Origin of the sequence: Qipengyuania citrea (assembly GCF_009828015.1) — a bacterium.
In the GTDB taxonomy this organism is placed as follows: domain Bacteria; phylum Pseudomonadota; class Alphaproteobacteria; order Sphingomonadales; family Sphingomonadaceae; genus Qipengyuania; species Qipengyuania citrea.
In genome coordinates, this window is sequence record NZ_WTYG01000001.1 from 1 (window position 1) to 24,259 (window position 24,259).

The following is a 24,259-nucleotide window of genomic DNA, read 5'->3' on the forward strand; positions in this document are numbered from 1 at the left end:
TGACATGACCCCTAGCGTTCCTCCAGCTGGGATTAGAGTCGATCGGGTTTGTTGCGCATGGGTGCGGTTGAAGCAATGAGCTGCGTGGCGGAGCCCGTCGGGCGTAGCGACGCAGCTCATTGCTTATTCAGTTTGGCGACGAACGCCGCCGGGGTTGCGTAGCCAAGCGCTGAGTGTGGTCTCTCACGGTTGTAACCCTCGATTCAGGCCGCGATCTCGCGCCGGACATGAGCAAGGGTGAGGAAGAGCGTCTCATTCAGCAGTTCATCGCGCATGCGGCCATTGAAGTTCTCGCAGAAGCCGTTCTGCACAGACTTCCCTCGCGCGATGTAATGCCATTCCACGCTGATCTTCCGCACCATGCCAGCACCGCGTTGCTGGTCAGCTCGATACCGTTATCGCTGACGATCATCCCAGGCTTGCCGCGCCCGGCGATCAGATCCGCCAGCTCGCGCACGACGCTGCGATTAGAGACCCTATGTATCCGGCACCGCTCGCAGGCACTTTCTAGGCATATCATCGGCGATACTGGGCACGCGGAACCGGCGCCCAGACGCCATCTGATCATGCACAAAGTCCAGGTTCCAGCGCCGGTTCGGCAGAGCCAGGATCGGAGCCGGCGCTTTGGTCCCGACAGCGCGTTTGCGACTGCGTCGCCAGCCCTTCCTCCTGATGATGCACTGGGTCTTCTTGCGGTTGACCATCACGCCCTCCCGGCGCAGCAGGATGTGCAGACGGCGATAGCCGAACCGACAACGCTGGTTGACCAGTTCGCGCAGCTTCTCACGAAGCGCGGCGTCATTCTCCGGCGTGGAACGGTAGCACATGCTCTTGCAATCAGCGCCAATGATCCGGCACGCCCGCCGCTCGCTCATCTCATGGCGGTCCTGAAGATGAACCATAGTTTCCCGCTTCCCGCCGAGCACTAGAATTGCTTTGCCACCAAGTCCTTTGAGGCAAACCAATCGAGCATCGCATCCGCCAACAACCGCTTCAGCTTCGCGTTCTCGCTCTCAAGCGCTCACACACGTCGACACTCGGTAACCTCTAGCCCGCCATACTTCGACTTCCAAATGTAGATAGTCACTTCCGACATCCCGTGTCGATGAGCCAGGTCAGCTCGCTCCCAATCGCAGGAAAATCAAAGGGACACGTCAGAAGCGATGCACAGTTGGCAAGAAGGCACCGCGCGTGTTGCCGGAATTGGGCCACTGCAGTGGCTGCATTCAAGCCTAAAGACGCAGTCAAGCTTTAGGTAACGCCGCGGCCTTTTCTCGTACATCCTGCTACTGACGTTTCCTTTACCAGCCAGATAGCGCCGAGAGCTAGCAAAGCCATCATAAATGGGGTGTGTGCTGGATAATCAGTCATACTTGCAATGAAAATGAGAGTAATGATGATTGATCCTGCTGCGGATAGCAATCTACCAGTTTTTGCTTCGGTGAGCAACGTCCAAGCTTGAAAGCTTCGCAGACAAAGCCAGACTACCGTGGCACCGGAAAAACCGATACCGAGAAGTCCGGCCTCGAGGAATATCTGGAGCCAATCATTATGCGCCATATTTATATATTTTGGATTCAAAATGCCATCGGGTTCGCTTATGCGGAAGGCCGCGTCGAAAGTCCCTAATCCTGTCCCAACTGGGGAGTAGCTTAACGCCATCGTCCGTACGACGGGCCAAATCTGCCAACGTAGATCTGCCTCGTGGGCCGCTGCTGTTACCCGATCAATTGAGAAAGCACGGTCGAGGCCCACGCTCAACCAAATGGTGCCAATCAAAACCGCGATTCCGAGGGTAAAGATCGCTCCAGCAAACCCGCGCGGAATGACCATGGATCGTGGCGATACGTACTTCCGGAGCATAAAAAAAGTTAATGCAATCGCCAAAAGTCCCAATATTAAACCACTGCGCGATCCTGTCGCAAGAATCAATAATATAAAGATCAAAATGACGGCAAACGCCACTGCGGCCTTCCAAGGTCGTGTCTCCTCGCAAAAAGCCCATGCAAGCGCAAGAACGCAGCCGATTGCCAATGACAAGGCGAAGTGGTTGCGGTTCGCTAGATTGCCAGCCACCGCGCTGGGCACTGTGTTGATCAGCGCGTTATCGAAATGTATGCCCGAGAACTGCAGCACACCGAGCACAGCGCCAGCAGCCACCAATCCGAGAATAAAGATCGCAATGCGCCAGTGCTGCTCACGCGTCAGGTTGGCTGCTAGCATCAGGACCACCGCTGGAACGATCAGGGAGCCCAATGCATTGGTCGTACCGCTCGGCGAAATCGAAATTGGTCGCCAAGGTTGTTCATTTCCTGTCAGAATTCCCGCTTCGGTAAAGATCGCGCGACCGGGCAGCTGGCTCCAGATCGTCGGCGGCAGCGGAACGAGTTGCAGGGCTACGAGCAGCGCGGCGGCGCCCAGAATGATCGCCGGCTCTTTGACCGCTCGCCAGTCAACCCTTGGCAGCGCGAGGATCGCCACCATGATAATGGACCAGGCGGAAAAACGGATGAACGGCTGGCCGAGAACATCGGCGCGAGAAGCGCCGCCAGCTGCCCATAGGATCGCAAGAAAGGCAATTAGCAACCAAAAGGACAGATTCGATGGACGATCGGGGACGGCAGAATGACGAGACATGCGCAGCCGAATAGCCAATTCCCATCTCCGAGCAAACCGAATAGCTCAAGCCGACAGCGTTATTCGAGGTCTGCGAGGTCGGGGCCATCAGCGCGAACGCATCTCGGGTCCAGCGCGGTAGTCGTTCGCACTCCAACGAAATTCTCGCGCATCGCGATCAGATCATCGCATTTCATTTCATTTGCTCGAGCAGTCTGCGGACGCGGTCCGGCGAGTAATTACCGTAGGTAGGGCCGGGCCCATCCGACTTCGCGGACAGACACATCGACTCGTTGCTTGGCGAAAACCATCCGTGCCCCCGCGTTTGGCGACCATATCGAGAACTTGCGCTAGCCTATGGCCGACATCTGCGGACAACGGAGAGATGGCCTGATACGCTTTGGGGTTCACCAAAGCCAACGTCATTTGATCTCAGTTATCTGGACGCAACCAAATGACTCATTACGATCGCAACTTCCTCTTCCAAACCGGTGCGAAAGATCGCTTGGAAATTGGCCACCATGACCCTGCCTCTGGAGGCTCTTTGACCCTCGACCCTCGCAATCTTATCCCAGCGGCGAGGCGCCGCGCCGGGCAGCGCACATTGGGAGGATCGACGGTATGGAGCGAAAGAGTTAGTGCCCCGCTATTACAGTTGGTTGCGCGTAAGCGACCGCAGAAAGGTGCCGAGCGCCTTTTCCAATCAGATAAGGCTGCCTACGCATAGTTTGAAGCCCTACACCCGTGAGCCATGTGCAAGACGCCCGATCGGCCCTTTACTGAACGCTATGTGTACCAGTAAGGGGTAGAAATACGACATAACCGCCTCCTACGTGACAGCTTTCAGCAAATAATGGATTAACGGGGCGAGTAAAATTAAAAGGCCAGACCTATACTATTCATCAACGACCCAATAAATTTACATTATATCTATCATGTCTCCGGCGAGACCGTGATTTTCGTTATAACGAGTAACGATGATCCTTCGCGTTATCCACTTTCGTCAGCGAATTCTCAGCTATCACAGCGGTTCGACCGCTTCGCCCTCGGCGCTGGTGAAAGGGAAGGAGTCGACGCCTATCTTCTTCAGTTCGTTGACCATTTCCCGAGCCTCGGCGGCGCTGTCGTAGGGGCCGGACAGCAGGCGGTTGGCTTCGACCCACGGGGTCACGAAGGGTCCGGTGCCGTCGAGCTTGCCCTCGGCGCTGCGGGTTATGCGGCGCCAGTCGAACTTGAGTGCGGCGCGGTCCTTGCCGGTGGCCACCTGAACCCAGTGGCGCGCGGGATGCGCGGGGGGCGGTGGCGGCTTGGGCCTGACCTTTTCGCGCGGGATGGCGATGCGCGTGATGTCGACCGCGCCGGTGGCAGACGGAGGCGGAGCCGGCGGCGCGAGCGTGAAGCCGTCGAAGGCATCCTCGAGCGATCTGCCCGCCGCTGCGCCCGCGCTGGCGGTGCCCGAAGCCGGTGACGCTGAGGCGGTTGCCGTGTCCACCGGCTGCGCGGATGCCGACGGATCGACGCGCGCGATGACAGTGGGCTCGGGCCGGTCGGATCGTGCGGGTACGGGGTCGTCCGGCACGGCAGCGACTATCCGGGGGCCTGCTGGCGGGTCGGCCGGCTCCGGCGCGGCCGCCTCCCGTGCGGGAGGCGCTGCGAGCGACGGCGCGGGCGTCCCTGGGGCCGGAACAGGGTTCGATGTCGGGGCCGGGGTCGCGGCGGACGCTTCTGCAGGAGCGGCGACGTCCGTGTCCTGCGGCAGCCGATCGGCCGGCTCGGGAGGCATACTGCCCGCACCCGGTCGCGCCGGTTGACCGCGTGCCGGAGCCGGAGTTTCGGCCCCTGCACTTGCAGGAGTACCCGGTGCCTGCGGCGCAGCCGCCGTCGCCGCCTGGGCCAGCTGCGCCGGGCGGGGTGCATAGGCGGCGATCGCCGCTTCGTCGGTGCCGATGCTGGAGGTGCGCGGAAACACGCCGAGATTGCCCGCGGCGGCCTGCTGCGCGCGGGTCAGGCGGGGCATGTAATCGAGATAGGCAGCCATCCGCGCGCCAAGCCCTGCAGGCAGCACGGTGTTGGCAATATCCTTCGCCTCTTCCGCATTGCCGAGCACCGCAAGGCCGAAAGCGCGCGTGCGGAACGCGGGGACATCGCCGTCGCGAAGCAGCGGCAAAAGCGTGGCTTCGAACGCTTCACGGTCGCCCGAGATCGCCTGGCTGAGCGCCAGCCGCCGCACTGTTTCCGCGCCCGCACCATTGTCCAGTGCCAGACGGTAAAGCTGCTGCGCGCTGGCCGCATCGCCGACGAGATCGAAGGCCAGGCCGCGATCCTGCGCCATCCGCGTATCGGGCACCCCTGCCCGCTCGGCCTCGGCAAACAGGCGCAGCGCTTCGATCGGGCGGTGCGAGCGCGTATAGGCGCGCGCCAGACCGACGCTGGTGCGCGGATTGCCGGGCGACAATTCGTTCGCACGGCCGAAAAAGCCGATCGCCGCATCGATGTCGTCGAGTTCAAGCGCGGCTTCGCCAGCGTCGAGCAGCGCGGTCACGTCCTGCGAGTTGCGCGCCAGCCGCGACAGCGCATCGCTCAGCTTTTGCTCCCCCGCACCCGGCAGGGGCTGCACGATCTCGCGCTGGGCCGACGCAGGTGCGCCCTGCACCGCCATGGCAAGCAGTACAGTGGCAGCAGCAAGACGCCGGGTCGAAATCATGTCCTATCCTTTGCAGCGCGGGCGTTAACCCGCGCTGAAACGGCCGCTTACTGGTTGTTCTGGCGTCCGAGGAAACGCGGGATGTTCAACCCGCCGCCATTGCCGCTGTCGGCATCGTCGTCCTCGTCTTCCTCTTCGCTGGTGCTGGCACCGCGCGAGAGATTGGCCATGCGCTCGAACAGCGTGTTCCCGGGCAGCGATCCCGACCCTGCGCTCGCGCCGCTGGCGGGAGCACTCGGCGCGGCCGGTGCCGGGCTGTCACCCGGCACGATCGGCTGGCGGCGGACCGGCTTGCTCGCCAGCGGGCTGGCGCCCTGATCGTCGCCCAGTTCGAATTCGTCCTGCGACGCAGACGGCTCGCGCATGTCGCCCGACAGGTCGAGCGGAGCGCGGCCAGCGGACTCACCCGCCTGGCCCTGCTCAGCGTCCGAACCATGTCCGCCTGCAGCGGGCGCGCCGGTGTCATCGTCGCTGTCGAAACGTTCGGTCTGTTCGTTGCGCAGCCCGGCCAGCGGGTCGACGATATCGTCGACGTCGTCATAGCCATCTTCGTCGCGCTCCGCCGAGGAACCAGACGTCGCGGGCGACAGCCCGAACGGGCGCGGCGCGTCGTCCTCTTCGGCTTCGTCGGTCAGGTCGAGCGCATCGGCATCGTCCGCATCGGCATGCGGAGACGCCTGCGACGGTGCCGGCGACTGCGATTGCGAGGCCCGGTCGAAACCGCGCGGTGCCTCCGGTTCGGGATCGGCGGAAAGACCTTCGTTGAGTTCGAACGGCTCGTCTTCGGCTTCGCTTTCGCTTGGCAGGTCGAGCACCGGACGCCGCGGCGCGCTGCTTTCGCGCGGCGCGAAGCTGCTCATGGGGGCAGCGGCAACCGAACCGTCGGGCTCGATGCCGGTGGCGACGACCGACACACGGATCTTGCCCTCGAGATCGGGATTGAACGCCGAACCCCAGATGATGTTGGCGTCTTCGTCGACCAGTTCGCGAATATGGTTGGCCGCCTCGTCGACTTCGAGCAGCTTCATGTCCTCGCCGCCGATGATCGAGATGATGACGCCCTTGGCCCCGGCCATGCTCACGCCGTCGAGCAGCGGGTTGGCGATCGCGTGCTCGGCGGCTTCGAGCGCGCGGTTGTCGCCCTCGCCTTCGCCGGTGCCCATCATCGCCTTGCCCATCTCGCTCATCACCGAACGCACGTCGGCGAAGTCGAGATTGATCAGGCCTGGCATGACCATCAGGTCGGTGATCGAGCGCACGCCCTGCTGCAGCACTTCGTCGGCGAGCTGGAACGCTTCTTTGAAGGTGGTTTCCGCCTTGGCGACCAGGAACAGGTTTTGGTTGGGAATGACGATCAGCGTGTCGACATGCTTCTGCAGCTCGTCGATGCCCGCTTCGGCCGCGCGCATGCGGCGCGTTCCTTCGAACAGGAACGGCTTGGTCACCACGCCCACCGTGAGCACGCCGCGCTTGCGCGCGGCCTCGGCGATGACCGGGGCCGCACCGGTGCCGGTGCCGCCGCCCATGCCCGCCGCGATGAACACCATGTTCACCCCGTCGAGCGCGTCCTCAATATCCTGCACGGTTTCCTCGGCCGCGGCCTTGCCCACTTCGGGGCGGGCGCCTGCGCCGAGCCCGCCGGTGATATCCGGACCGAGCTGGATGCGCTTTTCGGAAGGGGAAGTGCTGAGCGCCTGCGCATCGGTGTTGGCGACGATGAAATCGACGCCTTCGATCTTCGCTTCCATCATGTTGGCGATGGCGTTGCCGCCCGCACCGCCGACGCCGACGACCATGATCTTGGGACGAAGATCGTCGTCCGATGCCGGTCCGATATTGATACTCATCAAGAGTCCCCTGGGTATTCGAAAGTCACGTGCTGGCTTTATGTCACAACACTGGCACAAAGCGAATCGCAGATCGAAGCCGCGCCAGCCTTATCCACAAGGCCTAAAGGCGGAATCCGGCTCCGCATCAAGCCTCAGAAGTACTCACGCACCGCTTGAAAAACACGGTTGACCAGACCCATGCCCCGATAACGCTTGGTCGGCTGGTAGCGCGGCCCGACCGAACGGATATCGACGGGATCGTCGGCGGCGTAGAGGCACAGCCCCGCGAGCGTGGCAAAACCCGGCGTCGCGTGCGCTTCGGGGAGGCCCTGCAGGACGGGCGGCTTGCCGATCCGCACCGGCCGGCCAAGCGCGCCCTGCATGAATTCGGCGACCCCGTGCAGTTCGGCCCCGCCGCCGGTCAGCACGACCTGCCCGCCCTGCGCGCCGGTGAAGCCCATGCTCTTGAGCGCCTTGCCGATCTCGGCGGTGGCGATGCCCAGCCGGTCGGTGACGATCGCCACCAGTTCGGCGCGCGCGATGCGATTGTGTTCGTCCGCCCCGCGCGCCAGCGGTCCGCCCGGTTCTTCGCCCGGGCCATTGACCGGGATCATCTCGCGGTGGTCGGTCGGTGTGGCGATCGCCGAGCCCGAAACGCATTTGAGCCGTTCGGCCTGGCTGCGGCGAATGCCGAGCGAGGACGCGATGGCATCGGTGATGTCGTTCGACCCGATGGGGATCGACTTGAGCCCCAGCAGCATGCCCGCCGCATGCACCGAGACATTGGTGACCTGCGCGCCGATTTCGACCAGCGCGACGCCGAGGTCGCGTTCTTCGCCGGTCAGGCACGCATGCGCGGCGGCCAGCGGACTTGCGACGACGCCTTCGACATCGAGATGCGCGGTCTGCACCGCCTCGATCAGATTGCGCACCGGCGCGCCTTCGGCCAGCGTCACATGGACGTCGACGCCCAGCGCCTCGGCGTGCAGCCCCTTGGGATTGGCGACGCCGTGCGCACCGTCGAGCGTGTAATGCGCCGGCTGCGCATGCAGCACCATCCGCCCGTCGGGGTGCAGATGATCGCGCGCGGCGTAGAGGAGGTGTTCGATATCGTCCTCTTCGATCCGGCGTCCGCCGATGGCGATCTCGACGCTGGAAATCCTGCTCGACAGCCCGGCGCCCGCGCAGCCGATCCACACGCTCTGGATCGAGGTGTTGGCGTTGGCCTCGGCCTTTTCCACCGCGGTGCGGATGGCGTGGCTCGCCGTGCGCATGTCGGTGACATAGCCGCGCTTGATCCCGTCGCTCGCCCGGTGGCTCGAACCCAGCACGATCATGGCTCCGTCTTCGGCCTGCCCCATGATCATCGCGGAAACGCGGAAGGACCCGATATTCACCGCGCCGAAGACGCGGGTGATGCGGGGCTGCTGGGTCGCCATCAGTCGCTCCTGCCGTTAAGCGACATCTGCTTCGGGCACGGCCCGTCGTCGCAGCGCAGATAGGCGCGGTCGGGCACGCGCATGTCGATGGCAATGGGCTTGCCGCCGATCAGCCGGTGCATCCCGTCGAGCTGGGCGAACTTGACCAGTGCGGGGGCGCCGAGGTCACCTTCGGGCAGCGCCAGGAGCTGGCCCGAATTGAAGGTCAGGTTCCAGCGGCGATTGCCGACCCATTCGGCCGAGGCGATCTGCGGCTTTAGCGCGGGCGCCGCATCGAGCAGGCGGCCCAACTCCTGGACCTGGCGTGCGGCTCCGGGCCCTTCGATCAGCAGCTTGCCTTCGGCCTCCTTCGCGCTCACCGGTTCAAGCTCGTGCCCCTGCGGGTCGATCAGCATCAGCCGATCGGGCTTGCGCAGCACAGCGTGCGGGACGCGCTCGACGATATTGATCTTGAGCGTATCGGGTAGCTGGCGCGAGACGCGCGCATCGGCGACCCACGGCAGTTCGAGCAGCCGTTCGCGTACCTGGGCGAGGTCGACCAGCGGCATCGGGCGGTCCTGCTCCGCCAGCACGCGTTCGTAGACGAGTTGCTCGTTCATCCGCTCGACGCCCGATACCTGCACGCGGCTGACCTCGAAGCCCGACCGCGAAGCCGATTTCGCCAGTTCGGTCCGCGCCAGTTCGGGAACGCCCGCGAAGCTGGCAATGGTCCAGGCGATGCCCAGCCCCGCCGCCACGATGACGGTCAGGAAAAACCTGTGCCACTGCTCTTCGGAAAAGGGCAGCGCCGCCATCACCCGGTCGAGCAGGCCGCTGGTGTGCTTGCGCGCGGCATGCGCCTTCTGGCTGCGATTGCGCGCCGCGGCGGACCGTCGCACGCCGGTGGGCTTGCGCCTGACCTTAGCCATCGCCGCCGCCCGCCGTACCGGCATGGTCGCGCAGCGCGGCGGCCACGATCAGTTCGCACAATTCGCCATATTCGATGCCCGCGAAGCGCGCCTGTTCGGGCACCAGGCTGAGCGGGGTCATCCCCGGCTGGGTGTTGGTTTCGAGGATGAACAGCCCGTCCTCGCCCTGTTCCTCGTCCCAGCGGAAATCGGTCCGGCTGGTGCCCTTGCAGCCCAGCACCCGGTGCGCCTTCAGCGCGTATTCGAGGCACAGGTCGGTGATCGCCTGCGGGATATCGGCGGGGCACATGTGATCGGTCCGCCCGTCGGTGTATTTGGCGTCGAAATCGTAGAACCCGCTCTTGGGTTTCAGCTCGGTCACTGCGAGCGCGCGCGGACCATCGGCGAAATCGACGACCGCACTGGTCATCTCGCGGCCCTTGATGAAGGGCTCGGCAAGCAGCTGCGGAAAGTCCTGCCACGGCCCCTTGGCGGTGCGCGCGATGGGATTGCCGTAATCGCCATCATCGGTGACGATCGCCACCCCGACCGAGCTGCCTTCGTTGACGGGCTTCAGCACATAGGGCCGCGGCAGCGGATCGCGCTCGTGCAGATCGGCGCTCCTGACGATCCGCCCGCCGGGCATCGGGATCCCCTGCGGCACCAGCGCCTGCTTGGTCAGCTGCTTGTCGATCGCGATCACCGACGTGGCGAGGCCCGAATGCGTATAGGGTACGCCCATCAGGTCGAGCATGCCCTGCACCGTGCCGTCTTCGCCGGGCACGCCGTGCAATGCGTTGAACACGACATCGGGCGCGGCCTCGGCGATGCGTGCCGCGACCTGCCGGTCCATGTCGATGCGCGTGACCCGGTGGCCGCGCTCCTCGAGCGCCTTGGCGATGCCCTCGCCCGACATCAGGCTGACGGAGCGTTCATTGGCCCAGCCGCCCATCAGCACGGCGATATGGAGCTTGGGTAGTTCGGTCATGACCTGTCCTGCTGCCGCCCGACGCGCTGGATCTCCCATTCGAGTTCGACCCCCGAATGCGCGTGGACACGGCGCTTCACTTCTTCACCCAGCGCTTCGATATCGGCGCTGGTCGCATCATCGACATTGATGAGGAAATTGGTGTGCTTTTCGCTGACCTGCGCGCCGCCCAGGCGCAAGCCGCGGCAGCCGGCGGCATCGACCAGTTCCCACGCCTTCTGGTCGGGAGGGTTCTTGAAGGTCGAGCCCCCCGTCCTGGTGCGCAGCGGCTGCGAATTCTCGCGCGCATCGCCGATTGCGTCCATCTTCGCGCCGATTTCGGCCGGGTCGCCCGGCTGCCCCTGGAAACGTGCGCCGACCACCACGGCGTCTTCGGGCAGCTGCGAATGGCGATAGCTGTAACGCAGGTCAGCCGCAGCCAGGGTGACCAGCGCGCCATCGGGCATCACGACATCGCAATCGATCAGCACATCGGCAACCTCGCGGCCGTAGGCGCCGCCGTTCATCCGCACGAAGCCGCCCACCGTCCCGGGAATGCCGCGCATGAATTCGACCCCGGCAATGCCCGCATCGCGGGCAGTCGATGCCACCAATATGCCATGCGCGCCCGCACCGCAGGAAAGCACGTGCCCGTCCTCGACGTCGATCCCGGCGAAGGGCTTGCCCAGCTTGATCACCACGCCTGCGACCCCGCCATCGCGCACGATGAGATTGGACCCCAGCCCGAGCGGCATCAGCGGCAGGCGCCCGCCCAGCCGCTGGAGGAACAGCTCGAGATCCGCGCGATCGGCCGGCTCGAACAGCCAGTCGGCCGCGCCGCCGGCCTTGAACCACACCAGTTTCGCCAGCGGCGCATCGGGAGTCAGCTTGCCGCGCAGGCCCTGCGTGTCGATCGGGGCAGCCCCTGCGCTCATGCCGAACTGGCCTTGGCAATCCCGTTGGCGAGCCCCGCCGCCCAATAGGTGATATCGCCCGCGCCCAGGCAGACGACGAAATCGCCCGCCGCGAGATCGTCCGCCAGCTTCGCGGCCAGATCGTCCTCATCCTCAACGCTCTGCACCGCGCGGTGGCCGCGCGCCTTGAGCCCGGCGACCAGCGCCTCGGCGTCGGCGCCCTCGATCGGATCCTCGCCCGCCGCATAGACCGGGGTCACATAGACCTGGTCGGCCTCGTTGAAGCAGCTCTGGAATTCATCCATTAGGTCGCGCAGGCGGGTGTAGCGATGCGGCTGGACGACGGCGATGACGCGCCCCGTCCCGGCGCTTTCGCGCGCCGCCCCCAGCACCGCGCGGATTTCGACCGGGTGATGGCCGTAATCGTCGATGATCGTCGCCACGCCCGCACCGCTGGGCACTTCGCCAACCTTGGTGAAGCGGCGCCGGACACCGCCAAAGGCCGAAAAGCCGTTGCAGATGACCTCGTCGGGGCAGCCCATCTCGATCGCCACCGCAATCGCGGCGAGCGCGTTCTGGACATTGTGGCGTCCCGGCATCGGCAGGCGCACGCCTTCGATCCGGCGATCCTCCTGCCCGCGGCGGCGCACGATCACGTCGAACACATTGCCGCCCGCATCGGGGCGGATGTTCACCCCGCAGATATCCGCCTGCAGGTTGAAGCCGTAGGTCACGACATTGCGGTCGCGCACCTTGCCGATCACGGCCTGTACTTCGGGGTGATCGATGCACAGGATCGCCGCGCCATAGAACGGGACGTTATGGATGAACTCGACGAATGCGTCCTTCACCCCGTCGAAATCGCCGTAGTGGTCGAGGTGCTCGGGATCGATATTGGTGACCACCGCGATGGTCCCGTCGAGCCGCAGGAAGCTGCCGTCGCTCTCGTCGGCCTCCACCACCATCCATTCGCTGTCGCCCAGCCGTGCGTTCGAACCATATTGTTCGATGATCCCGCCATTGATCACGGTGGGATCGATCTTGCCGGCATCGAGCAGCGCGGCGATCATGCTGGTGGTGGTGGTCTTGCCGTGCGTCCCGGCGACCGCGACAGTGGATTTCAGCCGCATCAGTTCGGCCAGCATCTCCGCGCGGCGGACCACGGGAATGCGGTTTTCCAGCGCATAGGCGACTTCGGGATTGGTCCGCTTGACCGCGGTCGAGGTCACGACGACCGCCGCGCTTGCGACGTTTTCGGGGGCGTGGCCGATCACCACTTCGATCCCGCGCTGGCGCAACCGTTCCACGGTCGCGCTTTCCTTCATGTCGGAACCCTGCACGGTGTAGCCGAGATTGTTCATCACCTCGGCAATCCCGGACATGCCGATGCCGCCGATGCCGACGAAATGAACGGTCCCGATATCGGTTGGAACGCCCCTCATTCCGCACTCTCCCGCACTGCACCCTGTCCGGCCGGCAGGCCCTGCGAAGCGCCCCGGGCGTTGTTGCCGCCGACGCGAATTACATCCATCATATCTGCTCCGCCGAAGCTTTCGACGAGATCGGCGAGATCCTCGACCGCGCGCGGACGGCCGCAATTCCAGGCGGCATGCGCCGCGCGGCCGAGCCCTTGCGGGTTGTCCGCCAGCGCCTTGATCTGCTTGGCCAGTTCCTTGGCATTGAAGCGTTCCTGGCGGATCACGCGCGCGCCGCCGGCTTTCGCCAGTTCGCGGGCGTTGGCGGCCTGGTGATCATCGGTCGCGATCGGCAACGGAATGAGGATCGCCGGCCGCCCGACGGCAGTAAGTTCGGCAATGGTCGATGCCCCGGCGCGGCCGATGAACAAATGCGCATCGGCCAGCCGCGCCGACATGTCCTCGAAATAGGTCGCCAGTTCGGCGGGTATGGCATGGTTGCGATACCGCTCGCGCACGGCGTCGAGATCTTCGGGGCGACATTGCTGGGTGACCTGCAACCGCTGGCGCAGCGCGGGGGGAAGCATCGACAGCCCGTCGGGCACCACTTCGGACAAGACGCGGGCGCCCTGGCTGCCGCCGGTCACCAGCACCCGCAGCAGGCCTTCCTCGCCCAGCGGCGGGAAGGGTTCGTCGCGCAGCGACAATACGCCCGCGCGTACCGGATTGCCGACCAGATGCACTTTCCGGGAATGTTTGGGATCGAGCCGTTCGACTTCGGGATAGGCAGTGGCGATCGCATCGACGTGCCGCGCGAACAACCGGTTCACCCGGCCCAGCACCGCGTTCTGTTCATGCACCACGGTGGGCACGCCCGCGCTCTTCGCCGCCAGCACGGTCGGCAGCGACGGGTAACCGCCGAACCCGACCACCGCGCTGGGCTGGAAACTGTCGAACAGGCGCAGCGCCATGCGCCGGCCCTGCAGCACCGCGCGGATGCCCTTGATCCAGCTCAGCGGGTTCTTGCCGAACCGGCCCGCGGGAATGACATGGGCAGGCAGAAAATCGGGTTTGCCCGGGATTTGCGCGCCGCGCGTGTCGGTGATCAGCGCGACGTGATGGCCGCGCCGTTCGAGTTCGGTGGCCAGCGCGAAGGCGGGCAACAGATGTCCGCCCGTCCCCCCGGCGGCAAGGACATAATGGCGGCTGGCACCGGTCATGGGTGGATCTCGCGGTGCGGGGAAGGCGCGGTGTCTTTCATCGGGGCCGTCTGCCCGAAGCCGAGCCTGTCGCCAAGCCCAATGGTCCGGCTTTTCAGGAACGGATTGCGCCGCGTTATCGCCAGCAGCAGACCGACATTGAGGCAGATCGCAATGGTCGACGATCCGCCATAGCTGACCAGCGGCAAGGTCATCCCCTTCGACGGGAAAAGCTGCAGGTTGACCAGGATATTGATGAACGCCTGTCCGCCGAGCAGCGCGATCAGGCCGGCCCCGGCCAGCAGCGCGAACAGGTCTTCTTCGTCGAGCAGGCGCATCAGCACGCGCCCGACAATGGCGAGATAGACCAGCACGATCAGCGCGCAGGCAATCAGGCCGAATTCCTCGCCGATGACGCTGAAAATGTAGTCGGTATGCGCTTCGGGCAGGCTCATCTTGCGGATGCCGAGGCCGTAACCCGCGCCCGTCCAGCCGCCCGCCGTCAGCGTGCGTGCCCCCAGATCCACCTGGTCGTAGGCGGTCCCCCCGCCGATGAAGCTGTCGATGCGGTGGCGGGCGTTGTCATAGAGGAAATAGGTCGCGGTCAGCGCAACGATCACGCCGCCGATCACTGCCCCCATCCGCTTCATGTCGATGCCCGACAGGATCATCGCGACGAACCACACGCCCGCAAACAGGATCGTGCCGCCGAAATCGGGCTGCATCATCATCAGCGCGGCGATCAGCGCGACATAGGCGGTGGCGATGCCCGCCACCGGCATGTTGGGATCGCGCATCCGCCACGACAGGATCCAGGCCGTGGCGATGGCGAAGCCGGGCTTGAGGAATTCCGACGGCTGGAACTGCATCCCCAGATTGATCCACCGCCGTGCGCCGTTGATTTCCGCGCCCACCAGCGGGACGAGGAACAGCAGCCCGGTCATGCCCGCGGCCAGCAGCAGCCCGAACCGCCGCGCGCTGTCGCGGGTCAGCATCGACACGCCGAACAGCGTGCCCAGCGCAAGCATCTGCCAGGCAAGGTGGCGGTAAAAGAAATACAGCGGATCGAGCGTCTGGCTGGAAGTGGAGAGACGATCGGCGCTGGCCGGGCTGGCGGCAGCCACCGCGATCGTGCCGAAGCTCATCAGCAGCAGCACGAGCAGCAGCAGCACGCGGTCGATCTCGCGCCACCAGATCTTGAGCTCGGACCAGCGCGACAGCTTGCCCTTGGGCATATGCGCGGGCTGGCGCTTGCCGGGAACGTAGGGCTGCATCGTGTTCACGCCAGCCGCTCCACCAGCGCGCGGAAATGGTCGCCGCGCTTCTCGAAGTCGGCATATTGGTCGAAGCTGGCGCAGGCGGGGCTGAGCAGGACCGTATCGCCCGCCGCGGCCTTCGCAGCGGCACTGGCCACCGCGCGGTCGAGCGTTTCGCACTGCTCGACCGGGACGCGGCCTTCGAGCAGTGCGGCGAAGTCGGGTCCGGCCCTGCCAATGGTATAGGCCGCCTTGACGCGGCCGAGCTCGGCTTCGCACTCGCCCAGCCCCGGCTCCTTGCCGAGCCCGCCGACGATCCAGTGAATGTTCTCGAACGCGGCCAGCGCGGGCGCCGAAGCGGCGGTGTTGGTGCCCTTGCTGTCATTGACATAGGCAACGCCGGAGATTTTCGCGACGCGCTCCATGCGGTGCGGCAGGCCGGGATAGCTCTTGAGCGCAGCGCGGATCTGCGCGGTCGGGATGCCCAGGATATCGCAGGCTTCGATGGCCGCTGCGGCATTTTCGCGGTTGTGCGGACCTTGCAGCGACGGCCACTCGGCCTGCTCGCCCGGCGCGATGCCCCGGTTCTGCAGGACATCCTCGAGAATGCTTGCGATCGAACCTTCGGCGAACTGCCCCAGCACCCGCGCATCGGTGAACCGGGCGATCGCATTCTGGCCGCGCGTCTGCATTGCCAGGAGGCGCGACTTGCTGGCAGCGTATTTGGCGAAATCGCCGTCATAGCGGTCGAGATGGTCGGGGGTAATGTTGAGCAGCACCGCCACGTCGCAAGCGAGCGAATGGGTCAGGTCGATCTGGTAACTCGACAGTTCGAGCACATAGACCCCGCCTTCGGGCAGCGGCTCCTGCTCGAGGATCGGCAGGCCGATATTGCCGCCCATGGTGGCCGGCACGCCCGCCTCTTTAAGCATGTGATGGACCAGTGCGGTGGTGGTCGACTTGCCATTGGTGCCGGTGATGCCGACGACCTTGTGCCGCGGCAGCGCGGCGCGTGCCTGCGCGAAGAGTTCGATATCGCCGATCACCGGCACGCCGGAACTGTCGGCATGCGGCTTGATCGGATGGGTGTTGAGCGGAACGCCGGGACTGACCACCATTCCCGCATAGCCGGCAAGGTCCGCTTCCAGCGGGTCGGCGACCGTGCAGCGCCCGGCGAAGGCCGCGCGCGCTTCGGCGCGGTCGTCCCACACCAGCACGTCGGCACCCGCCGCCAGCAGCGCTTCGGCCGTGGCCCGGCCGGACCGCGCCAGTCCGAGAACGGCGTATTTCTTGTCCTTCCAGGCGGGCGAAGTGATCATCGTAGCTTGAGCGTCGCGAGCCCCATGAGTGCGAGCACGATGGCGACGATCCAGAAGCGGATCACGACCTTGCTCTCCGACCAGCCAAGCTGTTCGAAATGGTGGTGGATGGGGGCCATGCGGAAGACCCTTTTCCCCGTACGCTTGAACCAGAACACCTGAATGATGACCGACAACGCCTCGAAGACGAACAATCCCCCCACTATTGCCAGTACGACCTCGTGGTGCGTGGCGACGGCGATCGCGCCCAGCGCGCCGCCGAGCGCGAGCGAGCCGGTGTCGCCCATGAACACCGCAGCGGGCGGTGCGTTGAACCACAGGAAGGCGAGCCCCGCGCCCATGATCGCGGCGCAGAAGATCGCCAGTTCCCCCGCGCCCGCCACGTGCGGGATGCCGAGATATTCGGAATAGTCCACGCGGCCGACCAGATAGGCGATCAGCGCAAAGGTGCCTGCCGCGATGATCACCGGCATGGTCGCAAGCCCGTCGAGCCCATCGGTCAGATTGACTGCATTGCCCGCCCCAACGATCACGAAAGCCGCGAAGACGAAGTAGAAATAGCCCAGCTCGATCCCGAAATCGTTGACGAAGGGGACGTAGAGGAAAGTGTTGATCTGGCCGACGATCAGATAGCTGGCGACGCCCGCGATCGCGAATTCCAGCAGCAACCGGACCTTGCCCGAAACGCCCTTGTGGCTGGCCTTGGAAACCTTGTCGTAATCGTCGAGAAACCCGATCAGCCCGAAGCCCAGCGTGACCGCCAGGCAGGCCCAGATGAACGGATTGCTCAGATCCATCCAGATCAGCACCGCCAGGCTGAGGCTGATCAGGATCATCAGCCCGCCCATGGTCGGCGTGCCGCGCTTGGCGAGGTGGCTCTGCGGGCCATCCTCGCGGATCGGCTGCCCCTTGCCCTGCCGCACACGCAGCATGTCGATGAACCGCGGACCGATGACGAGACCGATGAACAGCGCGGTCATCAGCGTCGCGCCGGCGCGGAATGTCTGGTACCGCACGAGGTTGAAGACGCCTTCGAAATTCAACCATTCGGCGAGCAAATAAAGCAATCGAGCCTCTCGTCGCGCCTAGCTGGCGCGGGTGAAATGATCCACGAGCCGGCCAAGTCCGACCGAGTTGGAGCCCTTGACCAGCACGGCGTCGCCCGCGACTACGCCGAAGTCCTCGAGCAACCCGATCGCCTCGTCGGCGGTCTGGCAATGCGCCCAGGCGAACGGCTTGCCAAGAACGGGGCTTTGCGGTTTCCCCAGTTCCTGCGCCAGCGCGGCCATCTCGTCGCCGACGAGCAAGGCGTAGTCGACATCGGCCGCCAGTACGGGCTCGGCCAGCGCGGCATGGAACTGCGGACCGAAATCGCCCAGTTCCTTCATCGACCCGAGCACGGCGATCCGGCGTCCGGAGGGCGTCTGCCCTAGTTGGGCGAGCGTCGCGCGCATGCTGGCGGGATTGGCGTTGTAGCTTTCGTCGATCAGCAGCGCCTTGCCGCCGGGCACCGCGATGCCGTGCCGGGCGCCGCGGCCCTTGAGCCCACCCATTTCCGCCAGCGCCAGTCCGGCAGCGGCCATGTCGCCGCCCGCGGCCCGGACTGCAGCCATCACCGCGAGCGAGTTGATCACCCAGTGATCGCCGGGTTCGGCCACGGTGTAGCACAGGCGGCCTTCGGGAAATTCGCAGGTTACCAGGCTGCCGCCATTGGCGCTGGGGATCGCGTCCAGCAGGCGGACATCGGCAGAGCGGGCACGGCCGAAGCTGACCACGCGCGCGCCGACATCCCTGGCGGCGCGTTCGAGCGCCGCGCTATGTTCGCTGTCGGCGGGGATGACTGCCGTTCCGCCCGGCTCGAGCCCGGCGAAGATTTCCGCCTTGGCCGCAGCAATGGCATCCATGCTGCCGAGGTTCTCGATATGCGCGGGTGCGATCGTCGTGATGACAGCGACATGCGGTCGGACCTGCGTGGTGAGACCCGCGATTTCGCCTGCGTGGTTCATGCCCATTTCGAAAATGGCGAACCGGCTGCGCGCGGGCATGCGCGCCAGGCTGAGCGGAACCCCGACATGGTTGTTGTAGCTACGCGTCGACCGATGCGCCGCGCCGCGGCTGGCACGTTCGAGGCTCGCGAAGATCGCTTCCTTGACCCCGGTTTTGCCGACCGAACCGGTCACCCCGATAATCGTCGCCTCGACGCGGCTGCGCGCGGCACGCGCCAGCGCTTCGAGCGCGGCAGTGGTATCCTCGACGAGAATGTGCGGCCAATCGACAGCGCGATCGACGATCGCTCCCGCTGCGCCATTGGCGAAGGCCTTGTCGAGGAAACGGTGGCCGTCCATCGCCTCCCCCTTCAGGGCAATGAATAGATCGCCATTGATGACATCGCGGCTGTCCATCTCGACGCCCGCGACCTGGAAATCATGGCTGGCGATGCCGCCCACCGCTTCGGCGATGCTGCGCGCATCCCACAGGGTCAGCGGCAGCCGGTCACGCGGGTCGGCGGGCCATTCGATATAGGCCGGATGGCGCAGGATGGCGGCGCTCATGCGGCACCCCTGGCAATTTCCGCGACGCATTCGCGCGCGACATCGACATCGTCGAAGGGCAGCACTCGCATGTTATCTCCCGATCCGATGATCTGACCCGTTTCATGTCCTTTGCCGGCGACGAGGACGATGTCCTCCGCGCCCGCTTCGGCGATGGCTGCGAGAATGGCTTCGCGACGCCCGCCTATCTCGCGCGCTTGCGGCGCACCCTCAAGCACCTGCCTGCGGATATCCGCAGGATCTTCGCCGCGCGGATTGTCATCGGTGACGATGACGACATCGCTCGCCTTGGCCGCAGCAGCACCCATCGGTGCACGCTTGCCGTGATCGCGGTCGCCGCCCGCACCGAAAACGGTAATCAGCCTGCCCGACACATGTGGGCGCAGCGCGGCAACCGCCGCCGCGATCGCATCGGGCGTATGCGCGTAATCGACATAGATCGGTGCGCCCGAAGGCGCGATGGCTGCACGCTCGAGCCGTCCGCGAACCGGCTGGAGCCGCGCGACCGCATCCCAGACCCGGCTGGCTTCGGTCCCGGTGGCAAGCGCAAGGCCCGCCGCCGTCAGCGCATTGGACACCTGATAGGCACCGATCAGCGGCAGATCGATTGTCCGCTCCTGCCCGGCATGTTCGACGGTCAGCGACTGCCCGAGCTGGGTCGGCTCGCGATTGACGAGGCGGATCGCTTCGCCCTGTTCGCCGACGGTCATCACGGCGAGCCCGCGGGTGCCCGCATGCTCGACCACGCGGGCATTCCAGCCACTGTCGCCCGACCCCATCCAGATCACTGCCGCTGCACCATCGGTTACGACTTCATCGAACAGCCGCATCTTGGCCGCGAAATAGTCTTCCATGTCGGCATGGTAATCGAGGTGATCGCGGCTGAAGTTCGTGAAGCCGGCGGCCATCACGGGCACGCCTTCATTGCGGAATTGCGCCAGTCCGTGGCTCGACGCTTCATAGGCGACATGCGTAACGCCCTCGCGCGCCAGGCCGCTGAGGTTGGACAGGAAGGTCACGATATCGGGCGTGGTCAGTCCGGTCGAAACGCTTTCGTCGGGCGTGGTGACGCCGAGCGTGCCGATGCTTGCCGCGCGTTCGCCCGCCATGCGCCAGATCTGACGGGTCATCTCGACGGTGGAGGTCTTGCCGTTGGTGCCGGTCACCGCGACGATATGGTCGGGCACGGGGGTGAAGAACTGCGCTGCGAGGGCCGCGAAAGCGCGGCGTGGCTCCGGATCGGCGATATGGACCGCGCCTTCGACTGTCGCTTCGGGCCGCGCCACCACCGCGATGGCTCCGCTTTCGATCGCCGCGGGAATGAAGTCCTCGCCGTTTACCTGCGTACCCTGGAACGCACCGAAGACGGTGCCGGGTGCGACCTTGCGATTGTCGATTGCGAAGCCGGTCACGTTGGCATCGCCATCGCAGGCAAATCCCGCCGCGGCGCAGAGTTTGGCAAGCTTCACTTGTTCGCCTCCGGGATGAGCGGCTTGAGATCGGAAATATCGACATCGCGCGTATCGTCGGGGCGCACGCCGATCAGCGGGCCGATGCGCGGCACCAGGCGCTTGACGATCGGGGCGGCATTCCACGCGGCAGTACGCTGGTAGGAGCTGGCCAGCGTGCCGCGGGGTTCGTCCAGCATGGCAATCACGACATAGCGGGGACGGTCCATCGGGAAGGCGGCGGCGAAGGTCGAAACCAGCGCGGTCTTGCGATAGCCGGCACTGCCGCCGGGCTTTTCGGCCGAGCCAGTCTTGCCGCCCACGCGGTAACCCGGCGCATCGGCGTTCTTGCCCGTGCCGTATACGGCGATCGCGCGCAGCAGCTGGCGCATCCGGCTGGAAGTCGACGCCTTGAACACGCGGCGACCCTTGGGCGCCTCGCCCGGCCCCAGCTTCCTGAGCGTCGCGGGGCGCCAGATGCCGCCATTGACCATTGCCGCATAGGCGCTTGCGAGATGCAGCGGGGTAACGGCGATACCGTGGCCATAGCCGACCGTCATCGAACGCAGGCGCGGCCACTTCTTGCCCGGCCAGATCGGGAAGCCCTTGGCGGGCAGTTCGATATAGGGCCGCTCGTTCATGCCGAGATCGATCATCGTGCGGCGCATGCGTTCGGGGCCAAGCTCGTCCGCCAGCCGCGCGGTCACGGTGTTCGACGAATGGATCAGCGCCTCGACCACGTTGAGATCGGGCCCCATCGGGTGGCTGTCCTTGATCGCGAAGCGGCCGACCTTGACCGGGCTCGCATCCCACCGGCGGCCGAGATTGCGTACCACACCGGCATCGATCGCGGCCGCGACCGACAGCGGCTTGAAGGTCGAACCGAGTTCGTAGACCTGGTTGGTCACGCGGTTGAACATCAGTTTCTGGCCGCGCGCATCGATCTTGTTGGGATCGAATTCGGGCAGGGAAGCCAGCGCCAGCACTTCGCCCGTGTCGACATCGAGCACGATGCCCGCACCGCCCTGCGCCTGCACCAGTTTCATCCCGCGGCGCAGCTCATCTTCGAGCGCGCCCTGGACACGGGAATCGATCGACAGGGCGATCGGGGTGCCGCGCGTCGCCGGATCGGACAGATGCGCGTCGAGCACCTGCTCCATCCCCACGCGGCCCGTTCCATCCGCCGCGACATAGCCGAGCACATGCGCCGCCATCGAGCCTTGCGGATAGTGGCGGTCGTTCTCCATCGGCATCTCGAGTGCGAGTTCGCCGATGTCCTGCACCCGGTTGGCATCCTCGGGCAGCACCCGCCGTCGGATATAGCCCTGCTTGCCCGCTGCCAGTTGCGCGGTGACCGCGGCTTGATCGAGATCCGGGAAAATATCCTTCAGCTTGCCCGCGACCACCGCCGGATCACGGACCAAAGGCGCACCGTCTTCACCCAGCGCAGTGGGATTGAACCACAGCGCATAGGCGGGGAAGGCCCGCGCCAGCGGCACGCCGTTGCGATCGGATATCTCGCCGCGAGGCGGCAGCAACGCTTCTTCAAGCGAAGTGCCGCGCGCGCCATTGTCCGACGCCCCGAGATAGCCGATGCGCACCAGCGCAAGCAGCGTCACGAAGACGAAGCCGAGCGCGACCCACAACAGGCGCCAGCGTGCCAGCGAGAGCGATTCCTGCCGGATGGTAACCAGCTGCACGCGGCCCGAGGCCACGGCCATGCTCACCGCACCATATCCGCTTCTGCCCGCGGCGATTGCAGGGCCGAAGCCGGAAAAGGCGTTCATTGGCCCGCCTCGGCGACGCTGGCCATTCCGGCCACGGGGCTCGCCAGCCGTTCGGCAAGCCCGCCGGCGGCGATCAGGTCATGCCGTTCGGAGCGCTCCGCCCGTTCGGGCGCGGCATCGCCTTCTTCACCCGTGATCCATTCGGCCAGCAGGCCGTCGCTTTCGGGAGCGGGCCGGTTGAGCGCCACCCGCACCGGCTCTGGCGCATCGATCCCGCGCGGCGAACCCAGCGCGGCAAGCTGGCGCTCGCTTTCGAGATACTGATCCGCGCGCGGCGCGGCATAGCCGAACTCAACCGCATTCCAGTCGGACAATTGCTGCTGGCTGGCGCGGGTTTCGAACTCGGTTTCGAGCATCAGCTTGGCGCGCTGCGCCGCGATGATCTGCCTCTCGGCAAGCCGCACGTCGCTCTTCACCGCGTTGACCTTGAAGGTCAGCGCGAGCAGCAGCGCGAAACACACGGCCAGCACCAGCGCCCAGCCGATCTGGCGAATGCGCGAACCGCCGACCATCACGCGGCCTCCCGCGCGGGCAAGGCGGTGCGCGTGGCGTGGCGCAGCACCGATGAACGGGCGCGGGGATTGCGCTCGATCTCGGCCTCGCCCGGCTTGATTGCCTTGCTGACCTGCAAAAAGACCGGATCGTCCTGCGCCGCCAATGGGACGTGCCGCGAGGCGCTCGGGGTTGAGGATGCCTCGCGCAGGAAGCGCTTGACGATCCGGTCTTCGAGGCTGTGGAAGCTGACCACCGCAAGGCGGCCTCCTTCACACAACAAGCGTTCGGCGGCCGACAGTCCGTGCGACAGTTCGTCGAGCTCGCCGTTGATGTGAATGCGCACCGCCTGGAAGGTCCGGGTGGCCGGATCCTTCTTGTCGTGCGGCTTGTACCCCAGCGCTTTGCGCACGATGCGCGCGAGTTCGCCGGTCGTCTCCAGCGGACGCGCGGCCACTATGGCGCGGGCCACGCGGCGCGACTGGCGCTCTTCGCCGTAGAGGTAGAGCACATCGGCAATGGACTTTTCGTCGGCCGTGTTGAGGAAATCGGCCGCGCTCTCGCCATCCTGGCTCATCCGCATGTCGAGCGGGCCGTCGGATGAAAAGGCAAAGCCGCGATGCGCCTGGTCGAGCTGCATGGACGAGACACCGATATCCATGACGATCCCGTCGACCCGAGCGACGCCGGCAGCCGTCATGACTTCCGCCATTTCCGAAAAGCGGTGCGGGTGCAGCACCAGCCGCGGCGGATCGACCTTCGTCTCGGGCCATGCCTCGCCCGCCGCGATCGCATCGGGATCGCGGTCGAAAGCATGAACCGTCGCGCCGCGTTCGAGCAGCGCACGCGTATAACCGCCGGCGCCGAAGGTGGCGTCGATCACGACATCGCCGGGCTGCGGATCGAGCGCGGCGATCACTTCGTCCAGCAGGACGGGAATGTGCGGGGCACCGGTCATTTGCCCTTGGCCTTCGCATCGGCAAGGAAGCTGGCGCAGGCAGCCTTCGCGCCCGCCCAATCGTCGCCCATCTGGGCCAGTTCCACGGGGTTCCACAGCGTGAAGAACCGTCCGCCGCCCTGGAAATAGAGCCCGTCTTCGATCTTGCCGAGGATGCGCAGGTGATCGGGCATGACGAAGCGGCCGCTGTCGTCGAAGGGCAGCTCCTGGAAACCGAACAGCTGGCTCGAGCGGGTATCGCGATCGAATTCACGGCCCAGGCGGACGGCAAGCTCTTCCTCGCGGTCGAGCTGCGCTTCCAGTTCGGGTTTGCGCGAAAGGCCGAAGCCGACGAGGCAATTCCAGCTGGCATGCTTGGAGAGGCACAGGACGCGACCGTCGCTGCTGTCCTTCACGGCCTTGCGGAAAAGGGGAGGAAGCACAAAGCGGCCCTTGTCGCCCGCGGGCGAATAAGCCTGACCGCTATACCCTCCGAAT

The 24,259-nt window shown here is 65.5% G+C and carries 18 protein-coding genes and 1 pseudogene; all 19 read right to left on the reverse strand.

Going from position 1 to position 24,259, the window contains the following annotated elements:
* Positions 1-32: 32 nt before the first annotated feature.
* A pseudogene (locus GRI55_RS00010) lies at positions 33-1,120 on the reverse strand (IS3 family transposase); the annotation flags it as partial.
* Positions 1,121-1,251: 131 nt separating this feature from the next.
* Positions 1,252-2,655 (reverse strand): O-antigen ligase family protein, encoded by a 1,404-nt coding sequence (locus tag GRI55_RS00015; protein WP_160765789.1) that lies wholly within the window; start codon positions 2,653-2,655, stop codon positions 1,252-1,254.
* Positions 2,656-3,637: 982 nt separating this feature from the next.
* Positions 3,638-5,320, reverse strand: a complete 1,683-nt coding sequence (locus GRI55_RS00020; protein WP_160765790.1) for an SPOR domain-containing protein — start codon at positions 5,318-5,320, stop codon at positions 3,638-3,640.
* Positions 5,321-5,367: 47 nt separating this feature from the next.
* The gene (gene ftsZ, locus GRI55_RS00025) at positions 5,368-7,167 is read right to left on the reverse strand and encodes a cell division protein FtsZ (protein ID WP_160765791.1); all 1,800 of its coding nucleotides are present in this window, start codon (positions 7,165-7,167) and stop codon (positions 5,368-5,370) included.
* A gap of 134 nt (positions 7,168-7,301) precedes the next feature.
* Positions 7,302-8,588, reverse strand: a complete 1,287-nt coding sequence (ftsA, locus tag GRI55_RS00030) for a cell division protein FtsA (RefSeq protein WP_050600734.1) — start codon at positions 8,586-8,588, stop codon at positions 7,302-7,304.
* Positions 8,588-9,496, reverse strand: coding sequence for a cell division protein FtsQ/DivIB (locus GRI55_RS00035; RefSeq protein WP_050600992.1), 909 nt, complete (start codon positions 9,494-9,496; stop codon positions 8,588-8,590). The genes ftsA and GRI55_RS00035 overlap by 1 nt, the downstream gene beginning before the upstream one ends.
* The gene (locus GRI55_RS00040; protein WP_160765792.1) at positions 9,489-10,463 is read right to left on the reverse strand and encodes a D-alanine--D-alanine ligase; all 975 of its coding nucleotides are present in this window, start codon (positions 10,461-10,463) and stop codon (positions 9,489-9,491) included. The genes GRI55_RS00035 and GRI55_RS00040 overlap by 8 nt, the downstream gene beginning before the upstream one ends.
* Complete coding sequence (gene murB / locus GRI55_RS00045; RefSeq protein ID WP_160765793.1) at positions 10,460-11,377, reverse strand: UDP-N-acetylmuramate dehydrogenase; 918 nt, start codon at positions 11,375-11,377, stop codon at positions 10,460-10,462. Before murB ends, GRI55_RS00040 begins: the two co-directional genes overlap by 4 nt.
* On the reverse strand, positions 11,374-12,798 hold the full coding sequence (gene murC, locus GRI55_RS00050; RefSeq protein ID WP_050600737.1) for a UDP-N-acetylmuramate--L-alanine ligase: 1,425 nt from the start codon (positions 12,796-12,798) through the stop codon (positions 11,374-11,376). Before murC ends, murB begins: the two co-directional genes overlap by 4 nt.
* Positions 12,795-13,991, reverse strand: a complete 1,197-nt coding sequence (gene murG, locus GRI55_RS00055) for an undecaprenyldiphospho-muramoylpentapeptide beta-N-acetylglucosaminyltransferase (protein ID WP_050600738.1) — start codon at positions 13,989-13,991, stop codon at positions 12,795-12,797. Before murG ends, murC begins: the two co-directional genes overlap by 4 nt.
* Positions 13,988-15,244: an FtsW/RodA/SpoVE family cell cycle protein gene (locus tag GRI55_RS00060; protein ID WP_197462443.1), complete on the reverse strand. Its 1,257-nt coding sequence runs from the start codon at positions 15,242-15,244 to the stop codon at positions 13,988-13,990. The genes murG and GRI55_RS00060 overlap by 4 nt, the downstream gene beginning before the upstream one ends.
* 5 nt (positions 15,245-15,249) lie before the next feature.
* Positions 15,250-16,545 (reverse strand): UDP-N-acetylmuramoyl-L-alanine--D-glutamate ligase, encoded by a 1,296-nt coding sequence (gene murD / locus GRI55_RS00065; RefSeq protein WP_160765794.1) that lies wholly within the window; start codon positions 16,543-16,545, stop codon positions 15,250-15,252.
* Positions 16,542-17,612: a phospho-N-acetylmuramoyl-pentapeptide-transferase gene (gene mraY, locus GRI55_RS00070; protein ID WP_050600740.1), complete on the reverse strand. Its 1,071-nt coding sequence runs from the start codon at positions 17,610-17,612 to the stop codon at positions 16,542-16,544. Before mraY ends, murD begins: the two co-directional genes overlap by 4 nt.
* Before the next feature lie 18 nt (positions 17,613-17,630).
* Positions 17,631-19,097 carry a UDP-N-acetylmuramoyl-tripeptide--D-alanyl-D-alanine ligase gene (locus tag GRI55_RS00075; protein WP_160765795.1) on the reverse strand — a complete coding sequence of 489 codons (1,467 nt, stop codon included), beginning with the start codon at positions 19,095-19,097 and terminating at the stop codon, positions 17,631-17,633.
* Positions 19,094-20,566: a UDP-N-acetylmuramoyl-L-alanyl-D-glutamate--2,6-diaminopimelate ligase gene (locus GRI55_RS00080; RefSeq protein ID WP_160765796.1), complete on the reverse strand. Its 1,473-nt coding sequence runs from the start codon at positions 20,564-20,566 to the stop codon at positions 19,094-19,096. The genes GRI55_RS00075 and GRI55_RS00080 overlap by 4 nt, the downstream gene beginning before the upstream one ends.
* A complete protein-coding gene (locus GRI55_RS00085) occupies positions 20,563-22,332 on the reverse strand; it encodes a peptidoglycan D,D-transpeptidase FtsI family protein (protein WP_050600743.1) in 1,770 nt (589 codons plus the stop codon). Before GRI55_RS00085 ends, GRI55_RS00080 begins: the two co-directional genes overlap by 4 nt.
* A complete protein-coding gene (locus GRI55_RS00090; protein WP_063512221.1) occupies positions 22,329-22,844 on the reverse strand; it encodes a hypothetical protein in 516 nt (171 codons plus the stop codon). Before GRI55_RS00090 ends, GRI55_RS00085 begins: the two co-directional genes overlap by 4 nt.
* Positions 22,844-23,782 carry a 16S rRNA (cytosine(1402)-N(4))-methyltransferase RsmH gene (rsmH, locus tag GRI55_RS00095; RefSeq protein WP_160765797.1) on the reverse strand — a complete coding sequence of 313 codons (939 nt, stop codon included), beginning with the start codon at positions 23,780-23,782 and terminating at the stop codon, positions 22,844-22,846. The genes GRI55_RS00090 and rsmH overlap by 1 nt, the downstream gene beginning before the upstream one ends.
* A complete protein-coding gene (locus GRI55_RS00100) occupies positions 23,779-24,204 on the reverse strand; it encodes a division/cell wall cluster transcriptional repressor MraZ (protein WP_228135272.1) in 426 nt (141 codons plus the stop codon). The genes rsmH and GRI55_RS00100 overlap by 4 nt, the downstream gene beginning before the upstream one ends.
* Positions 24,205-24,259: the final 55 nt, after the last annotated feature.